At 56.9% G+C, this 26587-nt stretch carries 22 protein-coding genes; 16 read left to right on the top strand and 6 right to left on the bottom strand.

Translation table 11 applies throughout. The features are described from left to right. Positions 1–16 precede the first annotated feature (16 nt). Together ftcD and M504_RS01740 are read left to right on the top strand one after the other, a co-directional pair. Positions 17–1006: a glutamate formimidoyltransferase gene (ftcD, locus tag M504_RS01745; protein WP_052200213.1), complete on the top strand. Its 990-nt coding sequence runs from the start codon at positions 17–19 to the stop codon at positions 1004–1006. Positions 1007–1040: 34 nt separating this feature from the next. After that, positions 1041–2000 (top strand): hypothetical protein, encoded by a 960-nt coding sequence (locus M504_RS01740; RefSeq protein WP_047487243.1) that lies wholly within the window; start codon positions 1041–1043, stop codon positions 1998–2000. Positions 2001–2074: 74 nt separating this feature from the next. Here M504_RS01740 and gpmI read toward each other — a convergent pair whose 3' ends face one another. Both gpmI and eno read right to left on the bottom strand, forming a co-directional pair. Next, positions 2075–3691, bottom strand: a complete 1617-nt coding sequence (gene gpmI / locus M504_RS01735) for a 2,3-bisphosphoglycerate-independent phosphoglycerate mutase (RefSeq protein ID WP_047487241.1) — start codon at positions 3689–3691, stop codon at positions 2075–2077. Between the two features lie 81 nt (positions 3692–3772). Further along, the gene (gene eno / locus M504_RS01730; protein WP_047493065.1) at positions 3773–5062 is read right to left on the bottom strand and encodes a phosphopyruvate hydratase; all 1290 of its coding nucleotides are present in this window, start codon (positions 5060–5062) and stop codon (positions 3773–3775) included. 377 nt (positions 5063–5439) lie between these two features. Here eno and M504_RS01725 point away from each other — a divergent pair, with 377 nt between their 5' ends. Beyond that, entirely contained in the window at positions 5440–6393 is a 954-nt protein-coding gene (locus M504_RS01725; protein ID WP_047487238.1) for a TrbI/VirB10 family protein, read from the top strand. Positions 6394–6402: 9 nt separating this feature from the next. Here M504_RS01725 and M504_RS01720 read toward each other — a convergent pair whose 3' ends face one another. Then, positions 6403–6849, bottom strand: coding sequence for a DUF6249 domain-containing protein (locus tag M504_RS01720; RefSeq protein WP_047487235.1), 447 nt, complete (start codon positions 6847–6849; stop codon positions 6403–6405). A 127-nt stretch (positions 6850–6976) separates the two neighbouring features. Here M504_RS01720 and M504_RS01715 point away from each other — a divergent pair, with 127 nt between their 5' ends. Together M504_RS01715 and M504_RS01710 are read left to right on the top strand one after the other, a co-directional pair. Then, on the top strand, positions 6977–7483 hold the full coding sequence (locus tag M504_RS01715) for an RNA polymerase sigma factor (RefSeq protein ID WP_255347727.1): 507 nt from the start codon (positions 6977–6979) through the stop codon (positions 7481–7483). After that, complete coding sequence (locus tag M504_RS01710) at positions 7480–7833, top strand: hypothetical protein (RefSeq protein ID WP_156993423.1); 354 nt, start codon at positions 7480–7482, stop codon at positions 7831–7833. The genes M504_RS01715 and M504_RS01710 overlap by 4 nt, the downstream gene beginning before the upstream one ends. 16 nt (positions 7834–7849) lie before the next feature. On the opposite strand, the gene M504_RS01705 is transcribed toward M504_RS01710, so the two are convergent. Then, a complete protein-coding gene (locus M504_RS01705; protein ID WP_047487225.1) occupies positions 7850–10306 on the bottom strand; it encodes a serine/threonine-protein kinase in 2457 nt (818 codons plus the stop codon). Positions 10307–10720: 414 nt separating this feature from the next. On the opposite strand from M504_RS01705, the gene M504_RS01700 reads away from it, so the two are divergent. The 11 genes from M504_RS01700 (at position 10721) to M504_RS01650 (ending at position 24554) form a co-directional block, all read left to right on the top strand. Then, complete coding sequence (locus M504_RS01700) at positions 10721–11110, top strand: response regulator (protein WP_047487222.1); 390 nt, start codon at positions 10721–10723, stop codon at positions 11108–11110. Positions 11111–11171: 61 nt separating this feature from the next. Further along, complete coding sequence (locus M504_RS01695) at positions 11172–13241, top strand: heme lyase CcmF/NrfE family subunit (protein ID WP_052200210.1); 2070 nt, start codon at positions 11172–11174, stop codon at positions 13239–13241. Then, positions 13241–13723 carry a cytochrome c-type biogenesis protein CcmH gene (locus M504_RS01690; protein ID WP_047487219.1) on the top strand — a complete coding sequence of 161 codons (483 nt, stop codon included), beginning with the start codon at positions 13241–13243 and terminating at the stop codon, positions 13721–13723. The genes M504_RS01695 and M504_RS01690 overlap by 1 nt, the downstream gene beginning before the upstream one ends. Positions 13724–13727: 4 nt before the next feature. Beyond that, positions 13728–13994: a hypothetical protein gene (locus M504_RS01685; protein WP_047487216.1), complete on the top strand. Its 267-nt coding sequence runs from the start codon at positions 13728–13730 to the stop codon at positions 13992–13994. Between the two features lie 76 nt (positions 13995–14070). Then, positions 14071–16362 carry a Tex family protein gene (locus M504_RS01680; protein WP_047487214.1) on the top strand — a complete coding sequence of 764 codons (2292 nt, stop codon included), beginning with the start codon at positions 14071–14073 and terminating at the stop codon, positions 16360–16362. Between the two features lie 150 nt (positions 16363–16512). Further along, entirely contained in the window at positions 16513–17793 is a 1281-nt protein-coding gene (locus tag M504_RS01675; RefSeq protein ID WP_047487211.1) for a putative DNA modification/repair radical SAM protein, read from the top strand. Beyond that, complete coding sequence (locus tag M504_RS01670; RefSeq protein WP_052200208.1) at positions 17790–19232, top strand: UdgX family uracil-DNA binding protein; 1443 nt, start codon at positions 17790–17792, stop codon at positions 19230–19232. Before M504_RS01675 ends, M504_RS01670 begins: the two co-directional genes overlap by 4 nt. Before the next feature lie 97 nt (positions 19233–19329). After that, the gene (gene deoC / locus M504_RS01665; protein ID WP_052200770.1) at positions 19330–20073 is read left to right on the top strand and encodes a deoxyribose-phosphate aldolase; all 744 of its coding nucleotides are present in this window, start codon (positions 19330–19332) and stop codon (positions 20071–20073) included. 38 nt (positions 20074–20111) lie between these two features. Then, positions 20112–22115, top strand: a complete 2004-nt coding sequence (locus M504_RS01660) for a SpoIIE family protein phosphatase (protein ID WP_052200204.1) — start codon at positions 20112–20114, stop codon at positions 22113–22115. A gap of 31 nt (positions 22116–22146) precedes the next feature. Then, complete coding sequence (aroA, locus tag M504_RS01655) at positions 22147–23445, top strand: 3-phosphoshikimate 1-carboxyvinyltransferase (protein WP_047487208.1); 1299 nt, start codon at positions 22147–22149, stop codon at positions 23443–23445. A gap of 5 nt (positions 23446–23450) precedes the next feature. Next, the gene (locus M504_RS01650) at positions 23451–24554 is read left to right on the top strand and encodes a glycosyltransferase family 4 protein (protein ID WP_047487203.1); all 1104 of its coding nucleotides are present in this window, start codon (positions 23451–23453) and stop codon (positions 24552–24554) included. A gap of 49 nt (positions 24555–24603) precedes the next feature. Here M504_RS01650 and M504_RS01645 read toward each other — a convergent pair whose 3' ends face one another. Together M504_RS01645 and miaB are read right to left on the bottom strand one after the other, a co-directional pair. After that, on the bottom strand, positions 24604–25143 hold the full coding sequence (locus M504_RS01645) for a bifunctional nuclease family protein (RefSeq protein WP_052200201.1): 540 nt from the start codon (positions 25141–25143) through the stop codon (positions 24604–24606). Beyond that, complete coding sequence (gene miaB / locus M504_RS01640; RefSeq protein WP_047487199.1) at positions 25140–26471, bottom strand: tRNA (N6-isopentenyl adenosine(37)-C2)-methylthiotransferase MiaB; 1332 nt, start codon at positions 26469–26471, stop codon at positions 25140–25142. Before miaB ends, M504_RS01645 begins: the two co-directional genes overlap by 4 nt. Between the last annotated feature and the right edge of the window lie 116 nt (positions 26472–26587).

The raw sequence follows: 26587 nt of genomic DNA, 5'->3' as shown, positions 1-26587 counted from the left end.
AGAAGTTTCGAAAGTGATGTCAGAAAAGCAGTACGAAGCAGCCCCCCCATCGACGATTGAACCGATCGTCGAGTGCGTTCCGAACTTTTCCGAGGGACGTGACGAGCGCATTGTGCGCGAGATTGTGCAGTCTATGAAAGTCTTTGGAGTCAGCCTTCTGGACTGGTCCATGGACGCAACGCACAACCGCAGCGTCGTTACCATTGCCGGGTCACCCGAAGCCGTTGCGGAGTCGGTCATTCGTGGCGTCGGACGCGCAGCCCAGCTCATTGACCTGACCAAACAGACAGGCGTGCATCCCCGCATCGGCGCCGCGGACGTCGTCCCCTTCGTCCCGGTTGCGCACTATACCCTTGGTCAATGCGCAGCTCTCGCGCATCATGCCGGCCTTGAAATCTGGCGACGCTTTGGCGTTCCTGTCTACTTTTACGAGGCAGCCGCCATGCGGCCCGACCGCATGCGTTTGGAAGAAGTTCGCCGGGGGCAGTTTGAAGGCATTCGCGATGCCGTTCGCCGCGATTCCTCGCGTCATCCTGACGTGGGGCTGGGCGAACTCCATCCATCTGCGGGAGCCGTCGCCGTGGGAGCACGCCACTTCCTGATCGCGTACAACATCTTTCTGGACAGTACAGATCTACATGCCGCACGTGCCATTGCGAAGGAAGTGCGCGCCTCCAATGGCGGCATGGTGGGCGTGAAGGCCATGGGAGTGCTCGTGGATGGCCGAGCGCAGGTTTCCATGAATATTACGGACTTCCACGCGTCGCCTGTGGAGCGGGTTCACGCTGCGGTATGCCGTGTTGCTGCGCGCATGGGAATCGGTACAGCAGAGGGTGAACTGATCGGCCTAATCCCGGAGGCGGCATGTGCCCCCATCATTGCCCGCGAAACGCTACCCGAGTGGCTGCGTCAAACCAATGAGTTCCACCCGGACGAAAAAGTACTGGAACGGAAGCTGTCCCGCCCACTTGCGTGGCCTGAACCGGTTTCCGCAGCGCACGTCTAAAATAAACGAAGTAATGGCACGGAGGCAGTTGGCAATGAAGATCGCACGGACAGTGCTGATGGGATTGGTTGCGGTTCTTACCGCAGGAGCGGCGCATGCGGCGCAGTTGAGCGGCGATGCGAAGGCGTCTATCCCAAAGGATATTCAGCAGTTGATCGTGGTGGACTATCGTTCCATGCAGGCCTCGCCTGCGGCCATGAACCTGAAGCAGCGCATTATGCCTCCGGAACTGGTTCGCCTGGAAACAGCGCTGAAAACCAGTGGTCTCAAAGTCGATCGGGATACGGAAACACTTGCTTTTGCGGCCTTCCGTATTCCCGGTGGTAGTAGCAGCAGCAATAACACTCGGACGCTCGGCGTAGCGCAGGGTCAGTTCAACACTGCTTCGATCCAGGCCAACTGGGTCAAGCAGAAGACCAAGCCGACTCCGATCCGTAACTACAGCGTGTACCCGATGGGAGCCGCTGGCATGAGCGTGGTCTTCCTCAACCAGACAACTATGATTTTCGGTGACAGCGCCGCGGTCAAGGCTGGTCTCGACTGCCGTGACGGACTTTCTCCCAACATCCTGGAAAACACCGACATGATGGGCGAAATGAATATCGTGGACCAGCGTGCCATCTGGAGCCTGCTCGATCAGAAGGGCACGCAGACCATGATGCGCAGCGTTCTGGGCGATGCCGCTTCCCTCACCGATTACGACACAGTGAAGAACCGCATGAAGAGTTCGCGCTACACCATGGACTTCGCCAATGGCATCAAGTTCGACATGGCTGTTGTGATGAGCGACACCATGACCGCTGCTACCGCTGCAACCCTGATGAAGGGCATGGCCCTTATGAAGCAGTCGCAGGGTTCTCAGCTTGAGAAGGCAGCAATGAAGGAAACCAATATCGACTCGAACTCGGGTACGCTGCAGGTTTCCTATGCTGCGAACGACTCGCAGTTCTCCGAACTGCTGAGTTCCTCACTCTTCCAGCAGGTCGTTCGTTAAGCTAACAAACAGTCTCAAGCAAGAGGGGCCGGATGCGTTTGCATCGGCCCCTCTTCTCTTTCGATTGTCTTAACTTACAGTTTCGGAAACACTCGCAAATCGCCACCCGTCATTTCTTTTGGCAGATCGAGACCAAGCATCGCCAACATCGTCGGAGACAGGTCGCGGAGTGAGCCGCCTTCGCGCAACGAGAACGACTTCCCTGCTTCTGTAACTGCAATCAGCGGCACCGGATTCGTTGTGTGCGCCGTATGTGGCCCGCCGGTCACCGGGTCAATCAGCATCTCCGCATTGCCGTGATCTGCTGTGATGAGCCACGAACCACCGTTGCGTTTTAACGACGCATAGATTTCACTGAGACACGCATCCACGGTCTCGACACCTTTGATGGTTGGTTCCATCTTGCCGCTGTGGCCCACCATGTCCGCGTTGGCGAAGTTGACGACGACGACATCAAACGCAGTATCATCAATCGCCTTCAAGACAACGTCGCAGATGCCACGCGCGCTCATCTCCGGAGCCAGATCATACGTCGCCACCTTCTGCGACTGCACTACCTCACGCTCTTCACCCGCGAACGGCTTTTCAATGCCACCGTTGAAGAAGTACGTCACATGCGCGTACTTCTCCGTTTCAGCCACGCGCAGATTGCGAAGCTCGTTGTTCGCCATCACATTAGCCAGCAGATTATCCATACTCTCCGGCAGGATAACCATCGGCAGCGTGAACTTCGGATCGTACTGCGTCATGGTGATGTAACGAATGTTCTTCGGCGTGGATACGCGCGGAATCTCCAGGTCAAGCTCATCGGCCTTGGGCAGATCAAGCGCATTCGACTTCGTCAGACCACCCTCAACATTGCGGGCCAACACTCGCGTAATCTGACGCACGCGGTCGCTGCGATAGTTGAAGCAGATACAAAGATCCTCATCGCCAACCGTGCCGACAGGCTTACCTGCGCCATCCACGCAAACAAACGGAATCGTGAACTCATCGGTCACACCGTTGTTGTAGTTCTCGCGAATCTTCGTAGCGGCATCGGTCGCCGTGCCAGCTTCAGCATTACCCTTCACCATGGCGTCGAATGCCTTGGCTTCGCGATCCCACTTCAGATCACGATCCATCGCGTAGTAACGGCCGCTGCACGATGCCAGTTTGCCGACACCAATCTCGCGAATCTGCTGCTGCAACGCATCGACATAACCTGCGCCAGAAGTCGGCATAGTGTCGCGACCATCGAGGAATGCGTGGACGAATACATCCTTCGCACCAAGCTTCGCGCACAGTTTCAGCAACGCATACAGATGACGCTGATGCGAATGCACACCACCATCGCTCAACAATCCAAGGAAGTGAACACTGCGGCCACGCTCCATCGCCGCTTTAATCTCATTCACCAGCAATGGCAGTTCAAAGAACTCACCCGACTCAATCAGAGAATCGATACGCACAATATCCATGCGGACTACGCGCCCAGCGCCCAGGTTCAAGTGGCCCACTTCGCTGTTGCCCATCTGCCCATCCGGCAGACCAACATAGTGATCGCTGGCACGGATGATAGTGTTTGGATACTCACGCAGCAACGTGTCATACGTCGGCTTGCGCGCCATTGCAATTGCGTTGCCGTGCTTTTCGGCGCGAACGCCCCAACCGTCAAGAATGGTCAGTACAAGTGGTTTGCGGCGGGACATGATCGCTCCTCTATTTCCTTGCTGCTTGCAAAGAGGGAGTGGCAGTTGGCCACTCCCTCTTTCTGTGGTTCGTTTTCTTAACTACTCGCAGTTGATGGTTTCAATGCCGAGGAACTCAGCGCCCTGGCCCAGCTCTTCTTCAATGCGAAGAAGCTGGTTGTACTTGGCGATGCGATCCGTACGCGACAGCGAGCCGGTCTTGATCTGACCCGCACCCGTACCAACTGCAAGGTCAGCAATAAACGTATCTTCCGTCTCGCCCGAACGGTGCGAGATGATCGACGTGTAGCCATAACGACGCGCCAGTTCGATGGATTCCAGCGTTTCCGTGATCGTGCCGATCTGGTTCACCTTGATCAGGATTGAGTTGCCCACGCCCTTCTCAATGCCCTCACGCAGACGCTTCGTGTTGGTCACGAATAGGTCATCACCCACAAGCTGGCAGCGGTCGCCAATCTCGTCGGTGAGAATCTTCCAGCCATCCCAGTCATCTTCAGCAAGACCGTCTTCAATCGAAACGATGGGATACTGGCGAACCCAGTCAGCCCAGAACGCAGCCATCTCAGCCGACGTCTTCTCACTCTTGTCGGACTTCTTGAAGATGTACTTGCCCGCTTCCTTGTTGTAGAACTCGCTCGAAGCAGGGTCGAGAGCCAGGACGACATCTTCGCCAGCCTCAAAGCCCGCAATCTGGATTGCTTCCAGGATCACGTCAATTGCTTCCACGTTGGACTTCAGCGACGGCGCAAATCCGCCCTCATCGCCCACTGCGGTGTTGTAGCCCTTCTTCTTCAGCACGCTTTTCAGCGTATGAAACACCTCGGTGCCCCAGCGCAGCGCATCAGAGAAGCTCTCCGCGCCCACCGGCATAATCATGAACTCCTGGAAGTCCACGTTGTTGTCGGCATGTGCTCCACCATTGATGATGTTCATCATCGGCGTGGGCAGCAGGCAGGCATTTACGCCGCCAAGATAGCGATACAGCGGCAGCTTCAGAGCATTTGCTGCAGCGCGGGCGGTCGCCATAGAAACAGCCAAAATCGCATTAGCGCCCAGGTTGCCCTTGTTTGGTGTGCCATCCAACTGCAGCATGGTGGCGTCAATCAGGCGCTGATTTGTTGCGTCAATGCCGGATAGTTCAGGAGCAATGGAGCTCTCGACGTTCTCCACTGCCTGCATCACACCCTTGCCCAAATAGACTTCCTTGTCGCCGTCGCGAAGCTCCACGGCCTCGTGCTCGCCAGTGCTGGCGCCACTGGGAACCGCAGCGCGGCCAATGGCTCCGCCGGACAGGATCACGTCGGCTTCTACGGTCGGATTGCCGCGGCTGTCCAGAATCTCCCGCGCCTTAATTGCAATGATTTCAGTCATGTTGCCTTTCCCTTCGGCCGCTTGGGGCGCGAGGATGCGATGTTGCAGCCGTTCATTCAGCTTGGGACGGCGATCGACGGCAATGCTACTTCCGCCCGTCCCGAGAATCGTCTCTAGCAGTTCTGCCATGGTGTCTAAAAAGAAAAGAAATTTCGCTGGAGCAAAAAGGCCTGCGCAATGCGCAACCAAGCCTACGCTCCCGGGTCATTTTAGCAAAGGACAGCGCTAACTATCGTGTACGCATCCCCCTGAAACTTTGCGTTTACCCTCTGGATTCAGCCCGCGAGATGGATGTGTCGTAACCGCGTCTACTCTTCTAGCCTTGAATTTGCATGGCTGCAGAGTTTGAAGAAGAACTGACCAGGAGTTGTATCCCGATGAAGATGCCCATCGCCCTTGCTTTTGCCGCAGTGCTTGCGGGCAATGCGTTTGCACAGCAGTCTGGCGTGTCCAACCCGCCAGAGAACGTGCAGGACATTCCTCAGGTTGCGCAGCCGGCTCCTGCTGCCGCGGTCGCACCAGCAGAAACCACGCCTCAGGCCAAGCCGTCCGCTGCCGAAACTTATGGTGAGTACAAGCCCTATGGCGGCGCACCTGTGCTGCGTGCGCGTACGCCACAGCCGGATCCCGATGCTGGCATTGTGACCGAAGTGCCACGCCATCCGAACGAACTTCCCGCTGGGACCTCGCTTCACGTCACGCTGGACACCGCGATCGATACCGCGTCCACCCAGCCCAACACTCCTTTCCGCGGCGAACTGACCGAGAACATCCAGAACGACGGTCGCATCGTCATTCCGCAGGGTTCCATCGTGGAAGGCCGTGTCACCCAGGTGCGCGGCGGCAAGCGCATCCGCGGCACAGCCCTGATTCATCTTCAGATGGACACTGTCGTCCTACCGGATGGCACCCGTCTTCCCCTGCACGCGCAGGTCGTCGACTCTGATCAGTTTGCGAACACGCGAATTGATGACGAAGGCAACATCCTCCGCAAGGATCACGCTGGCGGAACGCTGGCTGCCATGTCACTCGCCACTGGTGGCGCAGCCGCAGCAGGTGGCGTAATTGCTGGTCCTGCAGGCGCTTTGATTGGCGCAGGTGTGGGTGCAGGTCTTGGTACAGCGGTATGGCTGAAGCAGGATCGCCAGGCACATCTGCCGGAAGGCACTCAGGTGGTTCTCAGTTTGACAGAGCCCCTGGACCTGAGCCGCATGAACTTCGCGGCTGCTCCGACGCAGCCCGCACCGTCGGCGCCCATCGCGGCAGCGGCATCCGAATCACCCGTGGCAACATCCGGAGTGTCAGAAAAGGCTTTCGTCCCAACGAACTGAAGACAGAAATTAGAGCGAGGCTTCCGAGTCCACTTCCATGCCGAAGCGCGAGAGTTCGCGCTTCTGCATGTTGTAGTCGATGAGGAAGCCCACGCCAATGCACAGGTTGATAACGCCAGTAGCGGCGACAACCAGCACTGGCCGAATCTCAAGAATCATATACAGCAGTAATCCGAAGATACCCAAACCAACGCCGCATGCGAGCAAGACCATCGCCGTACGACGTGCGTTTGCCAGGCTGCGTAACGGGTCACGCACCTTCTTCTCTTCATCAACACTCTGAGCCATCATGCGCTCAATGTCCGCAAGTGGCACACCGCGCTGCAGCATCGCGATGCGCTCCTGCGACCGTAGTTCCTTGTTGCGGATCTCCGAATAAATACCGGCCACACCAAGGCCCAAAATCATCACACAACCAGCGACCGGGACCACAAACGGACTATCGAAAGCATTCATGGGTGTTTCTCCTTTTCGCCGGCGTTAGACTGAAGCGCGTCCCCTGAGTTTCAAAAATCTTTTCTGAAACTTTTGCCATCCGCCACGGTCTTACCCTCTCTTGAACGATCAAGCCAGCTTCGAGCAGGTGGTCACACAGCATCAGGATATGGTGTTTCGCATGCTCGTCCGCCTCACCGGCTCACGGGAGAATGTGGACGATCTGGCTCAGGATGTCTTCCTGCGGCTCTATCGGGCATTGCCATCCTTCCGCGGCGAAGCGCTTCTCACCACGTATCTGCATCGCATCGTGGTGAACGTGGCGCAGGATGAATGGAAGCGCCGCAAGCGTATTGATCAGCGTCACACTTCGATCTCCGACGAGACCAGCGGATGGGAAGATCGCCTGCATCATCCATCGCCAAACGCTGAGCAGGAACTGGCAACGCGCGAGCTGCAACTGCGTGTCGAAGAAGAGATGGGGAAACTCAGCGCTGTCGAGCGTTCTATCCTCGTGCTCTACCATCAGGAGGAACGAAGTTACCAGCAGATCGCGGAGTCACTTCGACTCCCTATCGGCACTGTCCGAACGCATCTGCACCGCGGCAGGAATAAGCTAAGAACAGCACTGGAACGGAGAGGAGGATGGCAATGATGACGAAAGACGCACAAGACCCGCAGGATGAGTTCAACGTCGCACTCCTCCGCGCGCTGGAAACATCGCCTCAGATTGTTGCACCGGAGGATTTCGCAGCCCGAGTAATGGCACGCGTTCCGCAAGAATCAAGACCGCGTCAGCGTTTTGCGAACGCCGTTGTTAGTGCGCCCGAGTATGGACGCAGAGCCATCTTTGTTGCGCTTGGCTTGCTGCTGGTGCTCATGCTGGTCATCTCACCTGCCACTCGGACATCCTCCACGTGGATGACCTTTCAGATGGTGCTGCTGGCACAGTTCGGCGTCTTGATTCTGTGGCTCGGCTTCCGGAGTCACAGTTCCAGCCAATAAGGAAACCGTAGCGAATCTAGCGTGTTAACTGCCCCAGCAATCGCTTCCACGTCTTCGTGTTGCGCTTGAAGATCTTCTTCAAATCATTCAGGATCAGCTCGAAATCGCTGTTACCCTGCAACTTAGCCCAGGCCGGGTTTTTCGCAAACCACGGGTAGTTTTCGTTGCCCAGGTATACCGCGCGACGAAGCCAATGCAGCGCCTCACCTGCTTCGCCATCGACAGCGAAGTATGTGGCAAGTCGATACGCCATCTCGCTGTCTGCTTCAGCCGCAGCCATCGTCTCATCCACGATGAACGTTGCCGCTTTGGCGCGATCGCCAAGTTGCACATAGCACATGGCAATCGTCGGAAACACAATGCGCATGGTGGCGTCTTCTGCGATGACTTCTTCCAACGCGTCAATTGCCTCGGAGAGACGCCCCAGCCGCATCAATTGATAGCCGCGCGAAATCCGAAGCAGTGGCTGCTTCGGCTCCAGCGCAAGCCCCTTTTCCAGTTCGTCATCGGCTAGTTCTAACTGGTTCTGATACTGCAGCACACGCGCGCGATGGTTGTAGATCACAGCGGCATCCGCAGGGTTCTGTTGCAGCGCAATACCGAACTCACGCAACGCTTCGGCGTACTGACCATCGCTGCGCAGCGTCATACCGGCCACACGATGGACGTTCCAATCATTGCCTGCTGACTGCAATAAGTGCGCGATGCCGTGGCGAGCGCTTTCCTTCTCGCCACGAGAGAGCAACATGTACACGCGATACAGATTGGCCTCGACCGAAGCCGGGTCAAGCGAAAGCGCCTTATCCAGGGCACGCCGCGTCTCCAGTAGGTGCATCTGTCCGCCCAGGCCATGTCGCGCGTATTGCAGATGGGTCACGCCAAGCCCGGTCCAGGCGGCCGCGTATGAAGGATCTCGCAGAGTGACATCCTCAAACAGCTTGCGGGCACGTTCCAAATCTTCCAGGGCACCCGTACGCGACATGAACGTACTCAATACCGCGCGGGCCTGCAGATACTCCTCTGAGAGCTCCTCATTCAACGAATGCGGATGCTCCTGCTGATTGCGTCCCCCGATCCGGACCGTGGCACTACCTCGCAGCGCACCGAAAATCTCCGTGCTGATCTCGTTCTGAACAGCAATCAGATCGAATGACTCTACATTGATGGAACCGCCTGCACGCACGGCCTGCGCCGGAACATCCAGCATCTGCCAATTGAGATCAAAGCCGCTCTCGCCCTTCAGAAAGCTTCCGGCTACGACGTATTGCACCACCAGCTTTCGCCCGATGCTCAAAGGATCAAGCTGGCGCGCCGGGACATTCATCAATGCACTTGTAGGCCGGACCACCAGCGATTGCATACGCGCCAACCTCGCGCTGATCGCATCGGCCAGTGCATGTCCATACAGCGGCGCTGAGTTCGCAGGGCCCATGTTTACAAATGGCAGCACCACAATCGTGTTCTGCTGTTCATTGCCACCGCTCTCACGGAACCGCTCCGCCAGCATCGACAGGAAACCAGTTGATCGCTTCTCCTCTTCCGGCGTCTTGAAGTCCAGCGAGGCCGATGCGGGCATGCTGGCGCTCGGCACCACCAGCGAATCCAGTTCGTTCGCTTTCAGAATGGTCCGCAGGCTCTCGCGCAACTCTGCAGCCGACGCAAATCGTGCTGCAGGTTGTTTTTCCAGGCAATGCAAAATTGCACTTTCAAGCTCTACCGGCGTATTTGGTGCAAGCTCATGAATTGAAGGCGGTTCCGCGAACTGAATCGCGCGAATGCTCTGAAAATCAGGAGCATCCGGCCGATGGAATGGATGTCGGCCCGTCAGCAACTCGTACAGCACGACACCCAGCGCAAAGATATCGCTCTGCACCGACGACTGCCCCGTTACAAACTGCTCCGGAGCCATATACGCCAGGGTGCCGCCACGAGCTGTGTACTTCGCATCCGGCGGAGGTGTCCTAGGATTCGACCGCGCTGGATCGAACTCAACATCTTCCATGTTGATGCGCCGAGCCAGGCCGAAATCCAGAATCTTCACCAGACCGCCATCGGTTAGGATGGCGTTCGCCGGCTTCAGATCGCGATGGAAGATGCCGAGCGAGTGCGCAGCAGACAAGCCGTCCGCCATCTGGATACCGACGGAGAGCACCAACTCTACCGACGCCGGTCCACCCTCGATCAGTTTGTCCAGTGGCTTGCCCGGGACATACTGCATCACGATGTAGGCTTCGTCGTCCGACTCACCCACGTCATAGATTGAGCAAACATTGGGATGGTCAATGGCAGAAGCCAACCGCGCCTCACGCAGATAGGTGGTCCGCATCTGCTCTTCCGTCAGGGCGCCGCGTTGCAGCAGCTTCAATACGACAGGCCGCTGCAGCTGCGTGTCGTTGGCCAGATAGACCACGCCACTTCCGCCAGCCCCTAGCTTTCGGACCAGCTCATAGTGTTCAATGACGCGGTGCTTCATAGCCTCATTATCGCAAGGATGAGTGCGTTACACCGTGAAGAGCTAGATACAGACTTCCAGCGTTCCCTTTTCGGATTAATTCAGCAGGGCGATGAAGACCGACCTCGACCGTTAACTGAAACGCCAACAGCTTCCCGAAAGCCGGAAAAACTGCCTGTCCACGGGTATCCGCGAAGATTCTTCCCACTGTCGGGAATTTATTCGCAGACCGCATAAATCATTGCAACTGCCCGTTTTATCGGGAAAATACCCCGTTTTCCTTCCGAGCCTGCCTTTTCACGCAGGAAAGCACCTGTAAAAATAACCTATTGCGGGGCTGCTGTTGTGGCAACATTGGCATCTGAAGTTGGAAATCTCCAGATACGCAGGCCAGTTCACAACAAGAGCAACACCCGCAGAGGAATAGAAACATCGATGGAAGCAACTGTACTTCTGATTGACGACAATGCCATCCAGGCCGCCACGCGACAGACGATCCTCAAGCGCGCTGGGTATTTCGTCATTCCCGTTCTGAACCCCCTGCGTGCTCTGCAACAGTTCCGTGACAACGATTTCCCCGCCGAAATCCAGCTTGTCATCACTGACCACATCATGCCCGGCATGAGTGGCGCCGAATTCGTCCGCGAACTCCGTACCCTGCAACCTGATCTTCCGGTTTTGGTCATCAGCGGCCTGGAAGAAGCAGAAGAGGAGTATCGGGGCCTCCATGTGACCTTCCGGCTGAAGCCTTTGCTGCCGGATAATCTGCTTGCTTCCGTCGACCGGCTGGTTAACTGCCGGATACCGGAGCGGCAGCCCGCGTGACGTTTGCACCTGTCGTCGCGCACCTGAGACAATGAACCTACGCGCATAGCGCAGGACATCCATGCCTCATCCCATGCCTACTTTCGGCACCTTTGCGCTGCTTCTGGCGCTGTGCCTCGCCGCCTATACATTTTTCGCGGGCAGCTTCGCACTTTTCGCCATGGCCAAGGGGATGCAACTTCGCATCTCGGCTGAGCGACTAAGCGAAACCGCTCGTCGTGCCGGCGTCGCCAGCTTTATTGCAGTGCTTTGCGCGGCCTTTGCCCTCGTCTGGGCAGCCTTCACCAACGACTTTTCCGTCGAGTACATCCGCGAGCACACAAACATCGCGCTGAACCCGATGTACAAGTTCTCCGCTCTTTGGAGCGGACAGGAAGGCTCTTTGCTGCTGTGGTCGTTCCTTCTATCGGGATACGGCTTCGTGCTGCGCCTGCGCCATAAGACGGATGTCCGCCTATTCGCCTATGCGTCGACCATTCTTGCGGCGCCGCAAATCTTCTTCCTCGCTCTGCTGAACTTCGCAGCAGAACCCTTCTCGCTCACCAAAGGCCCCATCCCTGCCGACGGCAATGGTTTGAACCCACTGCTGCAATACGTGGAAATGGTGATCCATCCCCCCATGCTGTACCTGGGTTATGTGGGCTTCACCGTTCCCTTTGCCTTCGCACTTGGCGCGCTCATGATGCGCTACCCTGGCGAAAAGTGGATCCGCATCACCCGTCGCTGGACGCTTGTGACGTGGCTGTTCCTTACCGTCGGTATCTCGCTTGGTATGCACTGGGCTTATGCGGTGCTTGGATGGGGCGGCTACTGGGGATGGGACCCGGTTGAAAACGCATCGTTTCTACCCTGGCTCACCGCTACCGCCTTCCTGCACTCGGTCATGATGCAGGAGAAGCGCGGCATGATGAAGAAGTGGAACGTATGGCTCATCTTCCTCACGTTCATGCTGACCATCCTTGGAACCGATCTGACGCGCTCCGGCCTCGTCAGCAGCGTCCACGCGTTTGCGCAGAGCAGCATCGGTGACTGGTTCACCACATTCCTCTGCATCATCTTCGCGGTCTGCCTGTTCGTGTTCTTCCGCCAGAGCAGCCACCTCACTTCAGAACACAAGCTTGAATCCGTGGTAAGCCGCGAGAGCAGCTTCCTCTTCAACAATCTTGTGCTTCTCGTTGCTTGCTTCACCGTTCTCTTCGGGACGCTCTTCCCCGTCCTTAGCGAATATGTGCAGGGATCGAAGGTCACCATGGGACCGCCGTTCTTCAATAAGGTGGCGGTGCCAATTGGCCTGTTCCTTCTTATTCTCACCGGCATAGGCCCGCTGCTGGCATGGCGCGCGACTTCCCTTCGCTCCATCCGCCGCAATTTTGTATTGCCCTGCGTCGCCATCGTTGGTACCGCTGTCATCCTCATGGCCACCGGTATGCACCCGTGGTCAGCATCGAAGGATGACCTTGAAGGTCAGCTTTACGCACTCGTCTGCTTCTCCATCGGAGCAGGTGTCATCGTGGCCATCGCCGCAGAGTTCCTGCGCGGTGCGAATGTTGTTCGCACGCAATCCGGCAAGAGCCTTCCCGCAGCCGTCTGGACACTGACGATGCGCAACAACCGCCGTTATGGTGGCTACATCGTCCACTTCGGCATTGTCATCCTCTTCATCGGGCTTGCGGGTGGTGCGTTCAATCAGCAGCACGAGATGGAGATGGGCTATGGCGACTCGCTCACCATCGGCAACTACAAACTGATCTGCCAGAGCTACACCGAAGATTCCAATCCGAACTACGACACCGACTTCGCTCTGCTCGATGTTTATCGCGGCGATAAGAAGATTGGCCAGATGACACCGGAACGCCGCTTCTACACTGCGAGCCAGACGACATCAACCATCGTCGCAATCCATTCGACAGTGCTGCGCGATCTATACGTCATCTTCGAAGGCCGCAATAACGACACGAACAAGCCCATCATCAAGGTCTTCCTGAACCCGCTCGTGAGCTGGATCTGGGCTGGTGTGGCCATCGTCTTTGCAGGAACCGTTCTCGCACTGCTTCCCGGTCTGCGCACGCAACTGAGCAACAAACCAGCACCGGCTGAACCGCGTGAACTGGTAGCCGCAGGAGGCGATTGATGCGCAAACTACTACGCAATCGTGTCCTGCAGATGGTGTTTGTCTTCACCATCGCACTCGCCACCATTGGCGCAGGCAGCACCGACGAGAAGTTCTCTTCCATCGGCCACAAGATGATGTGCGTCTGCGGCTGCGGACAGATTCTGCTGGAGTGCAATCACGTTGGTTGCCCGGACAGCGATCGCATGATCAAGGAACTCCGCGTGCAAGTTGCAGGGGGCGGCAGCGACACCAGCGTCTTCAACTGGTTCGTTGCGAAATATGGTCCTACCGTGCTCGCAGCGCCTATTCGCGGCGGTTTTGATAACGCGGCGTGGATCACGCCTGTCGTCGTCTTCATCCTCGCGCTTGGCGGTACGGCATTGCTCGTTCGCCGCTGGAAGGGCCGTCACATGATCGCTGTTGCCGGTGCACCTTCTATCCCCTACAGCCCGGAAAATGACGCTGTGCGCGAGCGCATCCGCCACGAGACGGAGTACTAACCCTATGGCATACGTCGCCTGCATCGCACTTCTTATTGGAGTCTTCGCCTACACATTCTGGCCGGAGAAGAATCCTTTCGTTCAGCGCGCCACGTCGCGCATTGACTTCCTCCGCGAACGCCGTGAATCGATCTTCGCCAACCTGCGCGATCTCAACTTCGAGTACAAGGCCGGCAAATATCCTGAAGACGATTACGCCACCCAGCGCGCGATGCTGGAAGATGAAGCGGCTGTCATCGTTCGCGAAATCGATACGCTCGAACGCGCATGACTCGTTGCGCCACAATCCTCGCGGATTGTGGCGCACAGCAAGTTTTCCTAAGACTTCCCCGGTACCATGAACGGGTATGCCTGAAGTGCAACCCCTCGCTCCGGAAATCCTCCTCCACATTGCCCAGGAACTGAACATCCCACTCAGCGGCGTACGTGCCGTCATGGGTCTTGTGGATGAGGGCTCGACTGTTCCCTTCATCGCGCGCTATCGCAAGGAAGCCACAGGCAACCTGGACGAAGTGCAGATTCGCGATCTTGCTGAAAAGATCACGTACTTCCGCGAGTTCGTGTCGCGGCGTGAGACTGTCCTGTCCTCCATCACGGAACAGGGCAAGATGACCGATGAACTGAAGGCAAAGATCTTGGGCACGCTGGATCGCAGTGAGCTTGAAGATCTATATCTCCCCTTCAAGCCCAAGCGCCGCACCAAGGCCACTATCGCGCGTGAAAAAGGCTTGGAGCCGCTGGCCGATTATCTGTGGGCACAGGAGCCTGCGGAACTCGATCTGATGACGCTCGCTACTTCGCTGGTCGATCCCGTGAAAGAAGTTGCCACGGTGGACGATGCATTGGAAGGCGCGCGCCACATAGTTGCAGAGCGCATCAGCGAAGATGCTGAAGTACGCCGCTCCACCCGTCACGTGATGTTTGAAGAAGGCTTAATCATCAGCCGCAAGATCTTCGACGCAAAGGACGAGCAGGAAAAGTTCAAGATGTACTACGAGTATCGCGAGCCGGTGAAGACCATCCCGTCGCATCGCATGCTGGCTGTGCGTCGCGGTGAAGCGGAAAACGTTCTTTACTGGCTCATCGAAACGGAAGAAGAACGCATGCTGGCGCTCATCCGTTCGCGTGTACTGAAGAACGATGGCGACTGGACGCCGCAACTTAACCTTGCCGTGGAAGATTGCTGGAAGCGTCTTCTGAACTCCTCCATTCAAGGCGAATTGCGACTGGAGCTGAAGCGCCGTTCCGACACGGAAGCCATCGACGTCTTCCGTGAAAACCTGCAGCATATTCTGCTGGCATCGCCTGCTGGACCGATTCGTGTACTGGGCATCGATCCTGGTCTGCGCACCGGCTGCAAGATCGCCGTCGTGGATGAAACAGGAAAGTTCCTCGCGCATGATGTGATCTATCCGCATACTGGTCGCGAGAAAGAAGCATCGCAAAAGCTGGCTGCCATGGTGGCTTCGCAGAACATCCGCGCCATCGCCATTGGCAACGGCACCGCCTCGCGCGAGACCGATGCGTTTGTCCGCGACTTCCTCGCAGAGCACAAGCTCGGCGGCATCTTCAAGGTCACCGTATCTGAGTCGGGCGCCAGCGTGTATTCCGCGTCGGACGTTGCGCGTCAGGAGTTCCCTGACCTTGACCTGACCGTGCGTGGCGCTATCTCCATTGCACGTCGTCTGCAGGACCCGCTTTCTGAGCTCGTGAAGGTCGATCCGAAGTCCATTGGCGTCGGCCAGTATCAGCACGACGTGGATCAGCGTCAGTTGAACCAGTCGTTGGAAGCCGTGATTGAAAGCTGCGTAAACCGCGTTGGCGTTGATCTGAACACGGCATCCTGGACGCTTCTGCGTTATGTTGCCGGCATCAGTGAACGCATTGCGCTGAACATCGTGCAATTCCGCGATACCAACGGGCGCTTCCAATCACGCAAGCAGTTGCATGAGGTATCCGGCATCGGTCCGAAGACGTTTGAACAGGCCGCAGGGTTTCTACGCATTCGCGATGGAGAACAACCGCTGGACTCGACCGCAGTTCATCCGGAATCGTATGCACTTGTGGAACAGATTGCGTCATCTCTGAACACTTCGATCGACGACCTTATCCTCAAGCCGCAACTGCTCACTGGCGTGAAGACAGACGCATTCGGCGCAGGCACTTACACGCTGAACGATATTCTTGAAGAATTGAAGAAGCCCGGGCGCGATCCTCGCGATACGTTCGTCGCTCCCACCTTCAATGAAGCCGTGCGTGAGATTCAGGACGTGGAACCGGGCATGGTGATGGAGGGCGTGGTCACCAACGTGACGAAGTTTGGCGCGTTCGTAGACATCGGCGTGCATCAGGATGGCCTGGTTCACATCTCCGAGATTTCTCACAAGTACATCAAAGACCCGAGCGAAGCCCTGAAGGCCGGACAACTAGTCAAGGCAAAGGTCCTGAGCGCCGACGCCAAGACGAAGCGCATCTCGCTCTCCATCAAAGCACTGGAACCTGCACCGGGTGGCACGGGGCCACAGCGTGGCGGTGGCGAACGTCCGCAGCAGCAACGACAACCGGAGCCAACTTCAATGGCGGATAAGCTGGCGGCTCTCAATTCAAAGTGGCGGAATAACGCTCCTGCCGGACGATAGAAGATTCCAATTCCAAAGTGCCCTCACGATGAATCGTGAGGGCACTTTTTTGATGCGCGATACAGAATCGACACTTCGTTCGAGCAAGTGAACAGCGAGAAGTTCGGGGGGGGCAACTTTCGCTCTTTATTCGCTATCATATTCTCAGGTATGCGTGCGATGACGGTGCAACAGAAGCTGCAGATTCTTGCCGATGCGGCGAAGTACGACGCGTCATGTGCATCCTCTGGCGCTAAGCGCAGCGGAAACGGCAAAGGAGTAGGACACAGCGACGGGACGGGTATCTGCCATAGCTATACGCCGGACGGCCGATGCATTTCGCTGCTGAAGCTGTTGCTTACGAATTACTGCACATATGACTGCTTGTATTGCGTCAATCGCGTGAGCAGCGACATTCGACGTGCGAGATTCATGCCAGACGAGATCGTTCAGTTGACGCTCGATTTCTACAAAAGGAACTACATAGAAGGGCTGTTTCTTTCAAGCGGGATCATCCAGTCGCCCGATTACACAATGGAGCAACTGTTGGCGGTGGCAAAGACACTGCGAACGGTCCATCACTTTGGTGGATACATCCACATCAAGGCTATTCCGGGGTGCGCGCAGAGGCTGATTGATGAGGTGGGGCTGTACGCGGATCGTTTATCGGCGAATATCGAATTGCCCACACAGAGGGATCTCGTGCAATTAGCCCCGGAGAAAAAGGCTGACGTCATTGAACAGACAATGACGCAAATCCATGTGCGGAAGCAGGAAGCCGACAGCGATCGCAGGCATTTCGTGCATGCTCCGGCTTTTGCACCTGCCGGGCAAAGTACGCAAATGGTGATCGGAGCAACGCCTGCGACCGATCGCGAGATCATTGAACGTGCGAGCGGACTGTACGCGAACTACAAGCTACGTCGCGTTTATTACACGGGATTTTCGCCCTATCCAGGAGCAGACACACGGTTGCCGTTGAAGGCTTCACCCATGCTGCACGAGCACAGGCTGTATCAAGCCGATTGGTTGATGCGGCACTATGGATTTGCTGCCGAGGAGATTACGACAGAAACTGATCCAGACCTTGATCTGGAAACCGATCCAAAACTGGGATGGGCAAGACGACACCCGGAGTTCTTTCCAGTTGATGTGAATACGGCACCGCGCGAGTTGCTGCTGCGGGTTCCAGGACTGGGATATCGCAATGTGGAGAGGATCCTCTCGATACGTCGTTACCACCGACTCACAAGCGATGACCTTCGCAAGCTGCATGTTTGCTGGAAAGACGCAGCGCAGTTCTTAGTTGCTGCAGATCATTTGCCTTCGCGGAGCGCTTCGTCGGAGGCCATCGACAAGAAGACACTTTCGCAGAGCCAAGCTTCATCGCCCATGCGGCAGATGACGCTATTTGAGGATGCGGCACGATCCGCCATGTGGGGTTCACTATGAACGCCGTGGGTGTGATGCGTGTACCTGTCACTCTTGACTTTGCGGACTGGAGAGACTTGGCTCGTGCCGCTCTCAACAAGGGCATCCTGCCTGAAGAAATTGATTTCTACGACGTAACGAATGCAGTGACACCAAAGTTGTTTTCAGAAGCGGAAGCTGGCTCGATAGAACTGACACGGGATGTACCCGATGCGAAGCCACATGTCCCGAAGAGTTTTCTGGAAAAAGCGACCATCGCGGCCTATCATCGCGAGCCACAACGATGGAACCTGCTCTACAAGCTTCTGTGGCGACTGCAATCAGAGCGCGAGTTGATGAAGGTACAAGTCGATGGGGATGTGAACGCCTTATTGCGGCTGGAGCAACAGGTACGGCACGATGAACACAAGATGCACGCCTTTGTTCGCTTTCGGCTTGTGGAGGATAAAGACGGTGAAGAACGCTTCATTGCCTGGTTTGAGCCGCAGCACCACATCCTAAAGCTGGCAGCTCCGTTCTTTGCAGAACGTTTTGCCGTGATGCGTTGGTCCATCCTTACGCCAGATGGATCGGCGTCCTGGGAGCCAACGACAAAACACCTGCAATATGGACCACCCGTGCCGCGTGAACAGGCTCCATCCGGTGATGAATTGGAAGAGCTATGGAAGAGCTATTATGCGAGCATCTTCAATCCCGCCAGGTTGAATCCAGCGGCCATGCGCGGACATATGCCAGTGCGATATTGGGGCAACCTGCCAGAGATCGAGTTACTCCCACAGTTAATGGCGACTGCAGCGAAACGCGTGGAAGGCATGGTTTCGGAGCAGGCCGGTAAGCCGAGTGCGGCTCCGTTTGTTCCCGCGAAGCATACCTTGTCTGTCATTCGTGAGGCGTTGCCCGCCTGCAAAGGTTGTGACCTCTACAAGGACGCAACGCACGTCGTGCCAGGGCGAGGTGCTGGCCATGCTCCGCTGATGTTAGTGGGCGAACAACCCGGCGATCAGGAAGACCTCCAGGGCCTGCCGTTCGTTGGTCCGGCGGGCGGAGTGCTGAAGAAGGCACTGGCGGAAGCCGGCATAGCAGACAGCGACGTATTTATGACGAATGCCGTAAAGCATTTCAAGTTTGTGCGGCGTGGGAAGCTGCGTCTTCACCAGAATCCCAGAATGAGTGAGATTACGGCGTGCAAACCATGGTTGTTGGCGGAACTGGACGCGGTGAAACCGAAGCTTGTGTTGTGCCTTGGAGCTTCCGCCGCGAAGTCACTGCTGGGTGGGACATTCGGGCTGATGCGCGATCGAGGCAAAATACTTTCGACGCCATTCGCAGACCATGTGATGGCAACGGTTCACCCCTCGGCTGTTCTGCGGGCGCCGGATGCAGCAATGCGCCATACGCTGTACCAGCATCTGCGAAATGACCTATTGGCGGCATACCGGTTTGCGATGAAGGCCGCGTAACCCACTTCTTATGGACGGCATGAAACAAGCCAGCCTGCCTGAGGATATGATGTCCTTTGGGTCTTTGATGACCTTGCAGATCGAGAGTTCTTACATGATGGAATCGACATACACGCCCGAAGGTTTTTACGAGCACGCAATCAGCAGTCCGCGTAGTCTTGCCGCCACGCTGGATCACACCCTGTTGAAGGCTGACGCCACGCGCGCACAGGTATTGCAGATCTGCGAGGAAGCGGCACAGTATCGCTTTGCCTGCGCTATGGTCAATCCGTTCTGGGTCTCTACTGCTGCTGCGGCGCTTGCTGGTACCGGTGTGCCTGTCGGCGTCGTCATCGGATTTCCGCTCGGTGCATCCCTGGCCGAATCGAAAGTGGACGAGGCAAAACGAGTCATTGCACTCGGCGCTCACGATGTCGACATGGTCCTGAATATCGGCGCTCTCAAAGGCGGCGAATACGACACCGTGGCGAATGACATTCGTGGCGTGGTCGACGCGGCTCATGAGCGCGGCGCGATTGTGAAGGTCATTCTGGAAACAGCCCTGCTGAATTTTGAAGAGAAGCTGCGGGCCAGTGAAATCGCCGTGAACGCGGGAGCGGACTTCATCAAAACCAGCACCGGCTTCTCCACTGGAGGCGCCACCGTGGACGACATTGCACAGATGCGCAGCGTTGCAGGGCTGCGTTCCGGCGTGAAGGCATCGGGCGGCATTCGTTCCCTGGCCGATGCGAAGGCAATGTTGAAAGCAGGAGCAAACCGCATCGGTGCAAGCGCGAGTGTGCGCATTGTGCAGGAGCTGACCGGAACGGCCAAGGGTGACTCCGGCGGTTCCGGCTATTAAAGAAGAAGCGCACCTCTGCTACAAAGGCAAGCAGGTACATGGCCGCACATGGAGACAAGGGAAAACGCGAAGGCAAGCCGCTGCGTGTGGTAACGCGGGCGCGCGCCTCCGACGCATCCGAAGTGCGGCTACAGCCTGTCGATGAAGCCGACACCCTTTCCAACGACTTTGAAGGCGACTATCGTCCCAGTCCTGGTGCTCAGGCGGACGACACGATACGCGTCGAGATACCGAATCAGGACATGGTCATCGAGCCGGTTTCGCCGGGGAATCCTGAAAACCGTATCCGCGTGCATTCCGAGCATGTGGACTTCCTGCAGCGCCTTGCCGACGCGCTGAACAATACGCTGGATCTGCAGACATTAATGCTTCGTGTCGCGGAACTGGTCCGTGCCGTGGTGGACTATCGCATCTTCGCCATCCTGCTTATCAACGACCGCACACAAGAATTATGGATGCGCTTTCAGGTGGGCCACGCTCCAGAAGTGGAGCGCATGCGCCTCAAGATGGGCCAAGGCATCGTGGGTCAGGCGGCGGCGACACGCGCTTCCGTGCTGGTGGACGACGTCACCCATGCGCCGCATTACATCTCGGCAAATCCAGCGGTGAAGAGCGAGCTCGCCATTCCTCTCATCATCAAGAATCGCGTTATCGGCGTGATTGATCTGGAAAGCGAACAACCCGCAGCATTCACACAGGACCAGCGACGTCTGCTGGAACTGGTAGCTTCGCGCATGGCTGTCGCCGTGGAGAATGCGCGGCTGTATACGCGCCTCTCCCGCCAAGCGCAGACATTGACTGTGCTGGCTGAAATCAGCCGTGAACTGACTGCGATCCTTGATCTCGACACGCTGCTGGAACGTATCGGAACGCTGCTGAAACGAGTCGTGGACTTCCAGATGTTCACCATCCTGCTTTGGAGCGAGAGCCGCCAGCAGTTTATGCATCGTTTCTCCACGCGTTTTGGCGAGCGAGTGCAACGTGATCGTAATGCGGAGATGGGCAAAGGCATCTTTGGTATGGCGGCTGCAGAACGCCATCCCATTCTGGTACCAGACGTACGTAAGGACCCACGCTACTTGGGCGACAGCACTCCCGGCAACGAGCGAGGGTCTGGCGAAGTGCGCTCCATGCTTGCCGTGCCGCTGGTCTACAAAGAGAAGGTCACGGGCGTCATTGCGCTGGAGCACACACGCGTGAACTACTACAACGAAGATCACCAGCGCACCCTGACCACACTGGCCGGACAGATCGCGATTGCTATTACCAATGCACGCTTATACGAGCGCATCTTCGAAGAAGAACAGCGCATGGAGCGGGATCTGCAGATGGCTCGCGAAGTGCAAATGCGGCTGCTTCCGCCACCACCGCAACCGCTGCCACATGCTCAGTTCGCGGCAACGTTCCTTCCTGCGCGTTCCATCGGTGGCGATGTCTATGACTTCATCGACTACGGCAATGGCCGTGTTGCCATTGCTGTGGGCGATGTCAGTGGCAAAGCCGCACCTGCGGCACTCTATGCAGCGCTGGTTAGCGGCATTCTGCGCTCTGTGGCCACACAACATCTTTCCCCTGCAGCCATGTTGGCAGAACTGAACAATCAGTTGCAGGAACGCAAGCTGGACTCGCAATACGTCACCATGCTTTTCGCCGTCTGGAATGACGATGAGCGCACGCTCAGCATTGCCAACGCAGGATCTGTACAACCGATGCTGCTCTCCTCTGATGGCGAGCAGATGCGCACACGCGTGATCGAGGCCGAAGGATTCCCTCTTGGTCTCTTCCCCAACGCTGAGTATGAAGAGTTCACCCTCAGTACTCGTCCCGGAGATCTGCTCGTCTTCTTCTCCGACGGCATTGTCGACGCTGAAAACCGCAAGGGAGAGATGTTTGGCAATGATCGTCTGATCGAAGTGCTGGACAATCTGCATGAAACGGATGCAGAAATCGCGGTGAAAACGGTCCTGGACAGTGTCTCCGCATTTCAGGACGGGCACGAGCATTTTGACGACGAAACCCTGCTAGTGCTCCAGGTTCGCTGATCCTTCATTCACAACCGTTAGAATGGTATCCATGTCACACGACGGAACCACGGAAGTTGTGCGTCCAGCACGCACCGTCCGCGGCAGTGTTCGACTGCCCGGCGACAAAAGCATTTCGCACCGCTATGCCATGCTGGCCGGATTGGCCAAAGGCACCTCGCGCTTCGCAAACTTCTCCACCGGCGCAGATCCGCATAGCTCGCTGAGCTGCATGGAAGCATTGGGCGCAACGGTTGTAAAGCATCCGGACGGCATCATTGAAGTCACAGGCGTAGGCGGCAATTTTCTACAGCCAACGCGCGATCTTGATTGCGGCAACTCCGGTTCCACCATGCGCATGCTTGCTGGCCTGGTTGCGGGCCATAGAGGAACGTATCGCTTTGTTGGTGACGCATCTCTCACCAAACGCCCTATGCAGCGCATCAAGGGGCCCTTGGAACAGATGGGCGCACAGGTTGAATTGACCGAAGGCCACGCGCCGATGACGGTTCATGGCGGCAAGCTAAAGGCAATTGAGTTCAGCGCACCAATTGCCAGCGCACAGGTAAAGACCGCTGTACTCTTTGCAGGCCTTGGCGCAGAAGGCGTTACGACTTTGCAGGAGGCCGTTCGTACACGCGACCACTCCGAACACGCACTGCGTGCGTTTGGCGCGGAGTTGGAACGCGGTAAGGATTCCATCTCCATTCGCGGTGGACAACAACTTCAGGCCATTGAAGCTACCGTTCCCGGCGATCTTTCTTCGGCAGCGTTCTTCCTGTGTGCAACCATCCTCTTTCCCGATGCGCAGCTTGTTTTGGATGACGTGGGTATGAACCCATCGCGCTCTACCCTGCTGGATGTGCTCGCGTCCATGGGTCTCCAGATGAAGGTCTTGAACCTGGAAGAAAAGCATGGAGAAATGATCGGAACGATTCAGGTGAACGGCGCTCCGGAACTCAAGGGCGCTGAAATCGTCGGCGATCTTCCGGCACTCATCATTGATGAGCTTCCCGTGCTGGCTGCGATCGGACCATATACAAGCACCGGCGTGACGATTCGTAACGCGAAGGAACTTCGCGTCAAGGAATCAGACCGCATCGCGCTCGTGGTGCAGAATCTGCGTGCGATGGGCGCGGAGGTAGAAGAGTTCGAGGATGGTCTGCACGTGCCCGGAAACCAGAAGCTTCGTGGTGGCGTTGTCGACTCTGCCGACGACCATCGTATTGCGATGGCGTTTGCTATTGCTGCGCTGCGGGCCGAAGGCGAAACCACCATTCACGGCGCAGAGGCTGCTGCTATCTCGTTCCCGGAATTCTTTTCGCTGCTCAACCAGATTTCGGAGCGATAGACCGGATGACGAACGTGCCGCCGGTAGAAATTTTCATCCCTGAGGTGGAGGCTTTCGGCGGCGCGGAGCGTGCCGATCTTGCACTGTCACGCTGGCTCTATGAGCATGGCATCGCCAATCGTTTTCTTACGTATCGAGATTCCGTCGGTCTTGCAAAGTACGCGTCACATCCGGTGGATGTAATTACCCTGAATCCGAGTGGCGGGTTTCGCAGCAAACTCGCGGCACTCAAACAACACTTCGCGGGTGTTTCAAGACAGTCGCGACTGATCACCTCCGGATATCAGCCCTCGCTTCACGCTACCCTGGTTGGTGCTCGAGGTTTTCATTGCCTCATGCACGATACGCCCGCTCTTTTCAGTGATGCAGCTCATCGCTCACTGAAAGCGAAGCTGCGCATTCAACTTCAGAATTTCCTTACCGCTCGTGGTTTACGCTCTGGTGGCACAACCATCGTCACCAGCGAGTTTCTTCGTGCAGAGTGCCGCAAAGACTTTGGCATCGAAGCACAGATTGCGCGCATGGGAGGGCTGGCTTCCGCAGAGGGGTTTCACGAACGGGCCTACTCTGGAACGCTGAACCTTCTGTCTGTTTCGCGCGTTGAAAAGAACAAACGCATTGACTGGATGTTGCAGTCGCTCGCAGCGCTTGAACATGAAGCAACTCCTCTCTCGTCGCGCTTCGATTGGCAACTCCGGCTTGCAGGCAAAGGGTCACAGATCGACGCGCTGCGAAAGATGGCTGAATCGCTTGGCATCGCAGAGCGAGTCCACTTCCTTGGCTTTGTGTCTGACGACGACTTGCAGCAGCTCATCCGAGAGTCGCATCTGTTTCTCATGCCTGCCTTGCAGGGCTTCGGCATTCCTGCCGTGGAAGCGTTGCAATCCGGCATGCCCGTGCTACTTCATCGCGAAAGCGGCGTAAGCGATATTCTGCTCGATACCCCGTGGGCAACCGTTTTTGAGGGAGGTGTTGAAGCCATGACGCCAGCTCTACGGCAAGCGATGGTGCATGCGGCGGAGAGACACCACCTTGGTCACCCGCTGCCTCCTATCAATACCGAGGACGAATGGGCCGAACGCGTAGCGAAGCTCTGCCACTGGGTTTGATCATGATGCTCGGATGCGATGAGCAAATGTAGTTCGTTTGGTAAACGAACTACATTTTGTACTGTCCCATGTCGTCATCGCCCAGGCCCTCGAGCCAGCGGCGAAGTTCGTCCGAGTTGATGTCGCGGCTTCCCTTTTGGCCTGCCTTTGCCGCGTCCATCACCGAACGGTTGACATAGATCGGGCAGTCCGCGCGCATCGCCAACGCCAGAGCATCGGAGGGCCGGGCATCCATCGACAGGACCTCGCCGTCGCGTACCATCCAAAGAATCGCAAAGAACGTGTCGTCCTTCAACTCTGAGATCACAACGCGCGTCACACGTACATCAAACGAGCGCAACAGATTGCGCATTAGATCGTGCGTCATCGGCCGCGGCGGAGCGTTCTTCTCAATCTCCAGCGCAATCGCATTCGCTTCGAAGATGCCAACCCAGATCGGCAGCACGTCATCGCCGTTGACATCCTTGAGGACCACCATGGGCATGTTGGTGACAGGGTCCATCATCAGACCGCGGATACGGACTTCGATCTCCTCCCGCGTGTTCTCGGAAGCGATGGAATCACGAAGCTGTTGTGCGGAATCGCTCATGCGGCGCTCACTGCCTCGCCCACCAGGCTGTTCGGAAATGTTTTAGTCACACGCACATTTGCATAGCTGCCAATAGCCGGCAAAATGGGTAATGTCGTCGTAAAGTTCAGTGTTTTATTCTGCGAGGTCCGCCCCGTGACCTGGCCACGCTGGTGGTTATATCCCTCCACCATCACTTCAACGATCTGGCCAAGGTGGCGCTCGTAGCTCACACGCTGACGCTCGCGTTGCGCCTCTAGAAGACGCTGCAAACGCGCAGCTTTCACTTCATCAGAGACTGTTTCCGCCATTCCGACTGCGGGAGTATTTGGCCGCGGCGAATACTGGAACGCAAACACGCCATCGTAGCCAACGACGTCAAGAAGGCTCATCGTCTCCTCAAAGTCGTCCTCGGTCTCGCCTGGGAAACCGACGATAATGTCTGTCGTCATGCTGATGTCGCGCTTCGCGGCCTTGATCCACGCGATGCGTTCCAGGTACCAATCTCGCGTGTATTCACGCTGCATGGCCTTCAAGACTGTCGACGAACCACTCTGCACCGGCAGATGCACGTGATCGCAAATCGTCGGCATGCTATCGATTACCTGGACAATGTCCGGCGTAAAGTCCCGCGGGTGCGATGTGGTGAAACGTACACGACGAACACCGGATAGCTCACCTACCATCGCCAATACATCGGCAAAACTCTTCTTGCCCAACGGATCGTGATAACTGTTCACGTTCTGGCCGAGAAGCTGAATATCGGTGAAGCCTGCTTCGGCCATGCGCTTCGCTTCAGCCAGAATGCTCTCCGACGATCGTGACCGCTCCTTACCGCGTGTGTAAGGCACGACGCAATAGGAGCAGAACTTATCGCAGCCCTCGATGATGGTGATGTAGCCGCGATGCGGATTGGAGCGTGCGGTGAACTCGGTGTCGAAGGTCTCTTCCGTCTGGCGATCATCCAGTCCGGTAATGCGCTTCTCTCCTGCTTCGAGACGCACCAGCATCTCTGGCAGGTTGCGATAGGAGGCCGAACCCGAGACGAGCGACACGAACGGTGCCTTCTCAAAGATCTTGTTGCCTTCCTGCTGCGCCACGCAACCCAGCACGGCAAACTTCTTGCCCTCGCCCTGCATGCGTTTGTATTCATTCAGGCGATGGAAGACCTTCTGCTCGGCCTTGTCGCGGATGGAACAGGTGTTGTACAGGATGAGGTCAGCCGCCTCCTCATCCTCCACGCGCGAATACCCTTCATGCTCCAGCGTGCCAATGACTTTTTCCGAGTCGTGGGCATTCATCTGGCAGCCAAAGGTTTCGATATAGAACGTCTTCGCGGGGGTAGTCATCACTTTCAAGTATACGTCCCGTACGGTTGTGTCCGAACGATCCTTGCGCCCTCGCAGAACCGATCGACAGGCTTCAGCCCGTACGGTCTCGCGAACGATAAACTTAGCGCAACCAT

This window comes from Terriglobus sp. TAA 43 (assembly GCF_000800015.1).
Taxonomy (GTDB): Bacteria; Acidobacteriota; Terriglobia; order Terriglobales; family Acidobacteriaceae; genus Terriglobus.
This window is presented reverse-complemented; position numbering and strand designations above follow the sequence as displayed.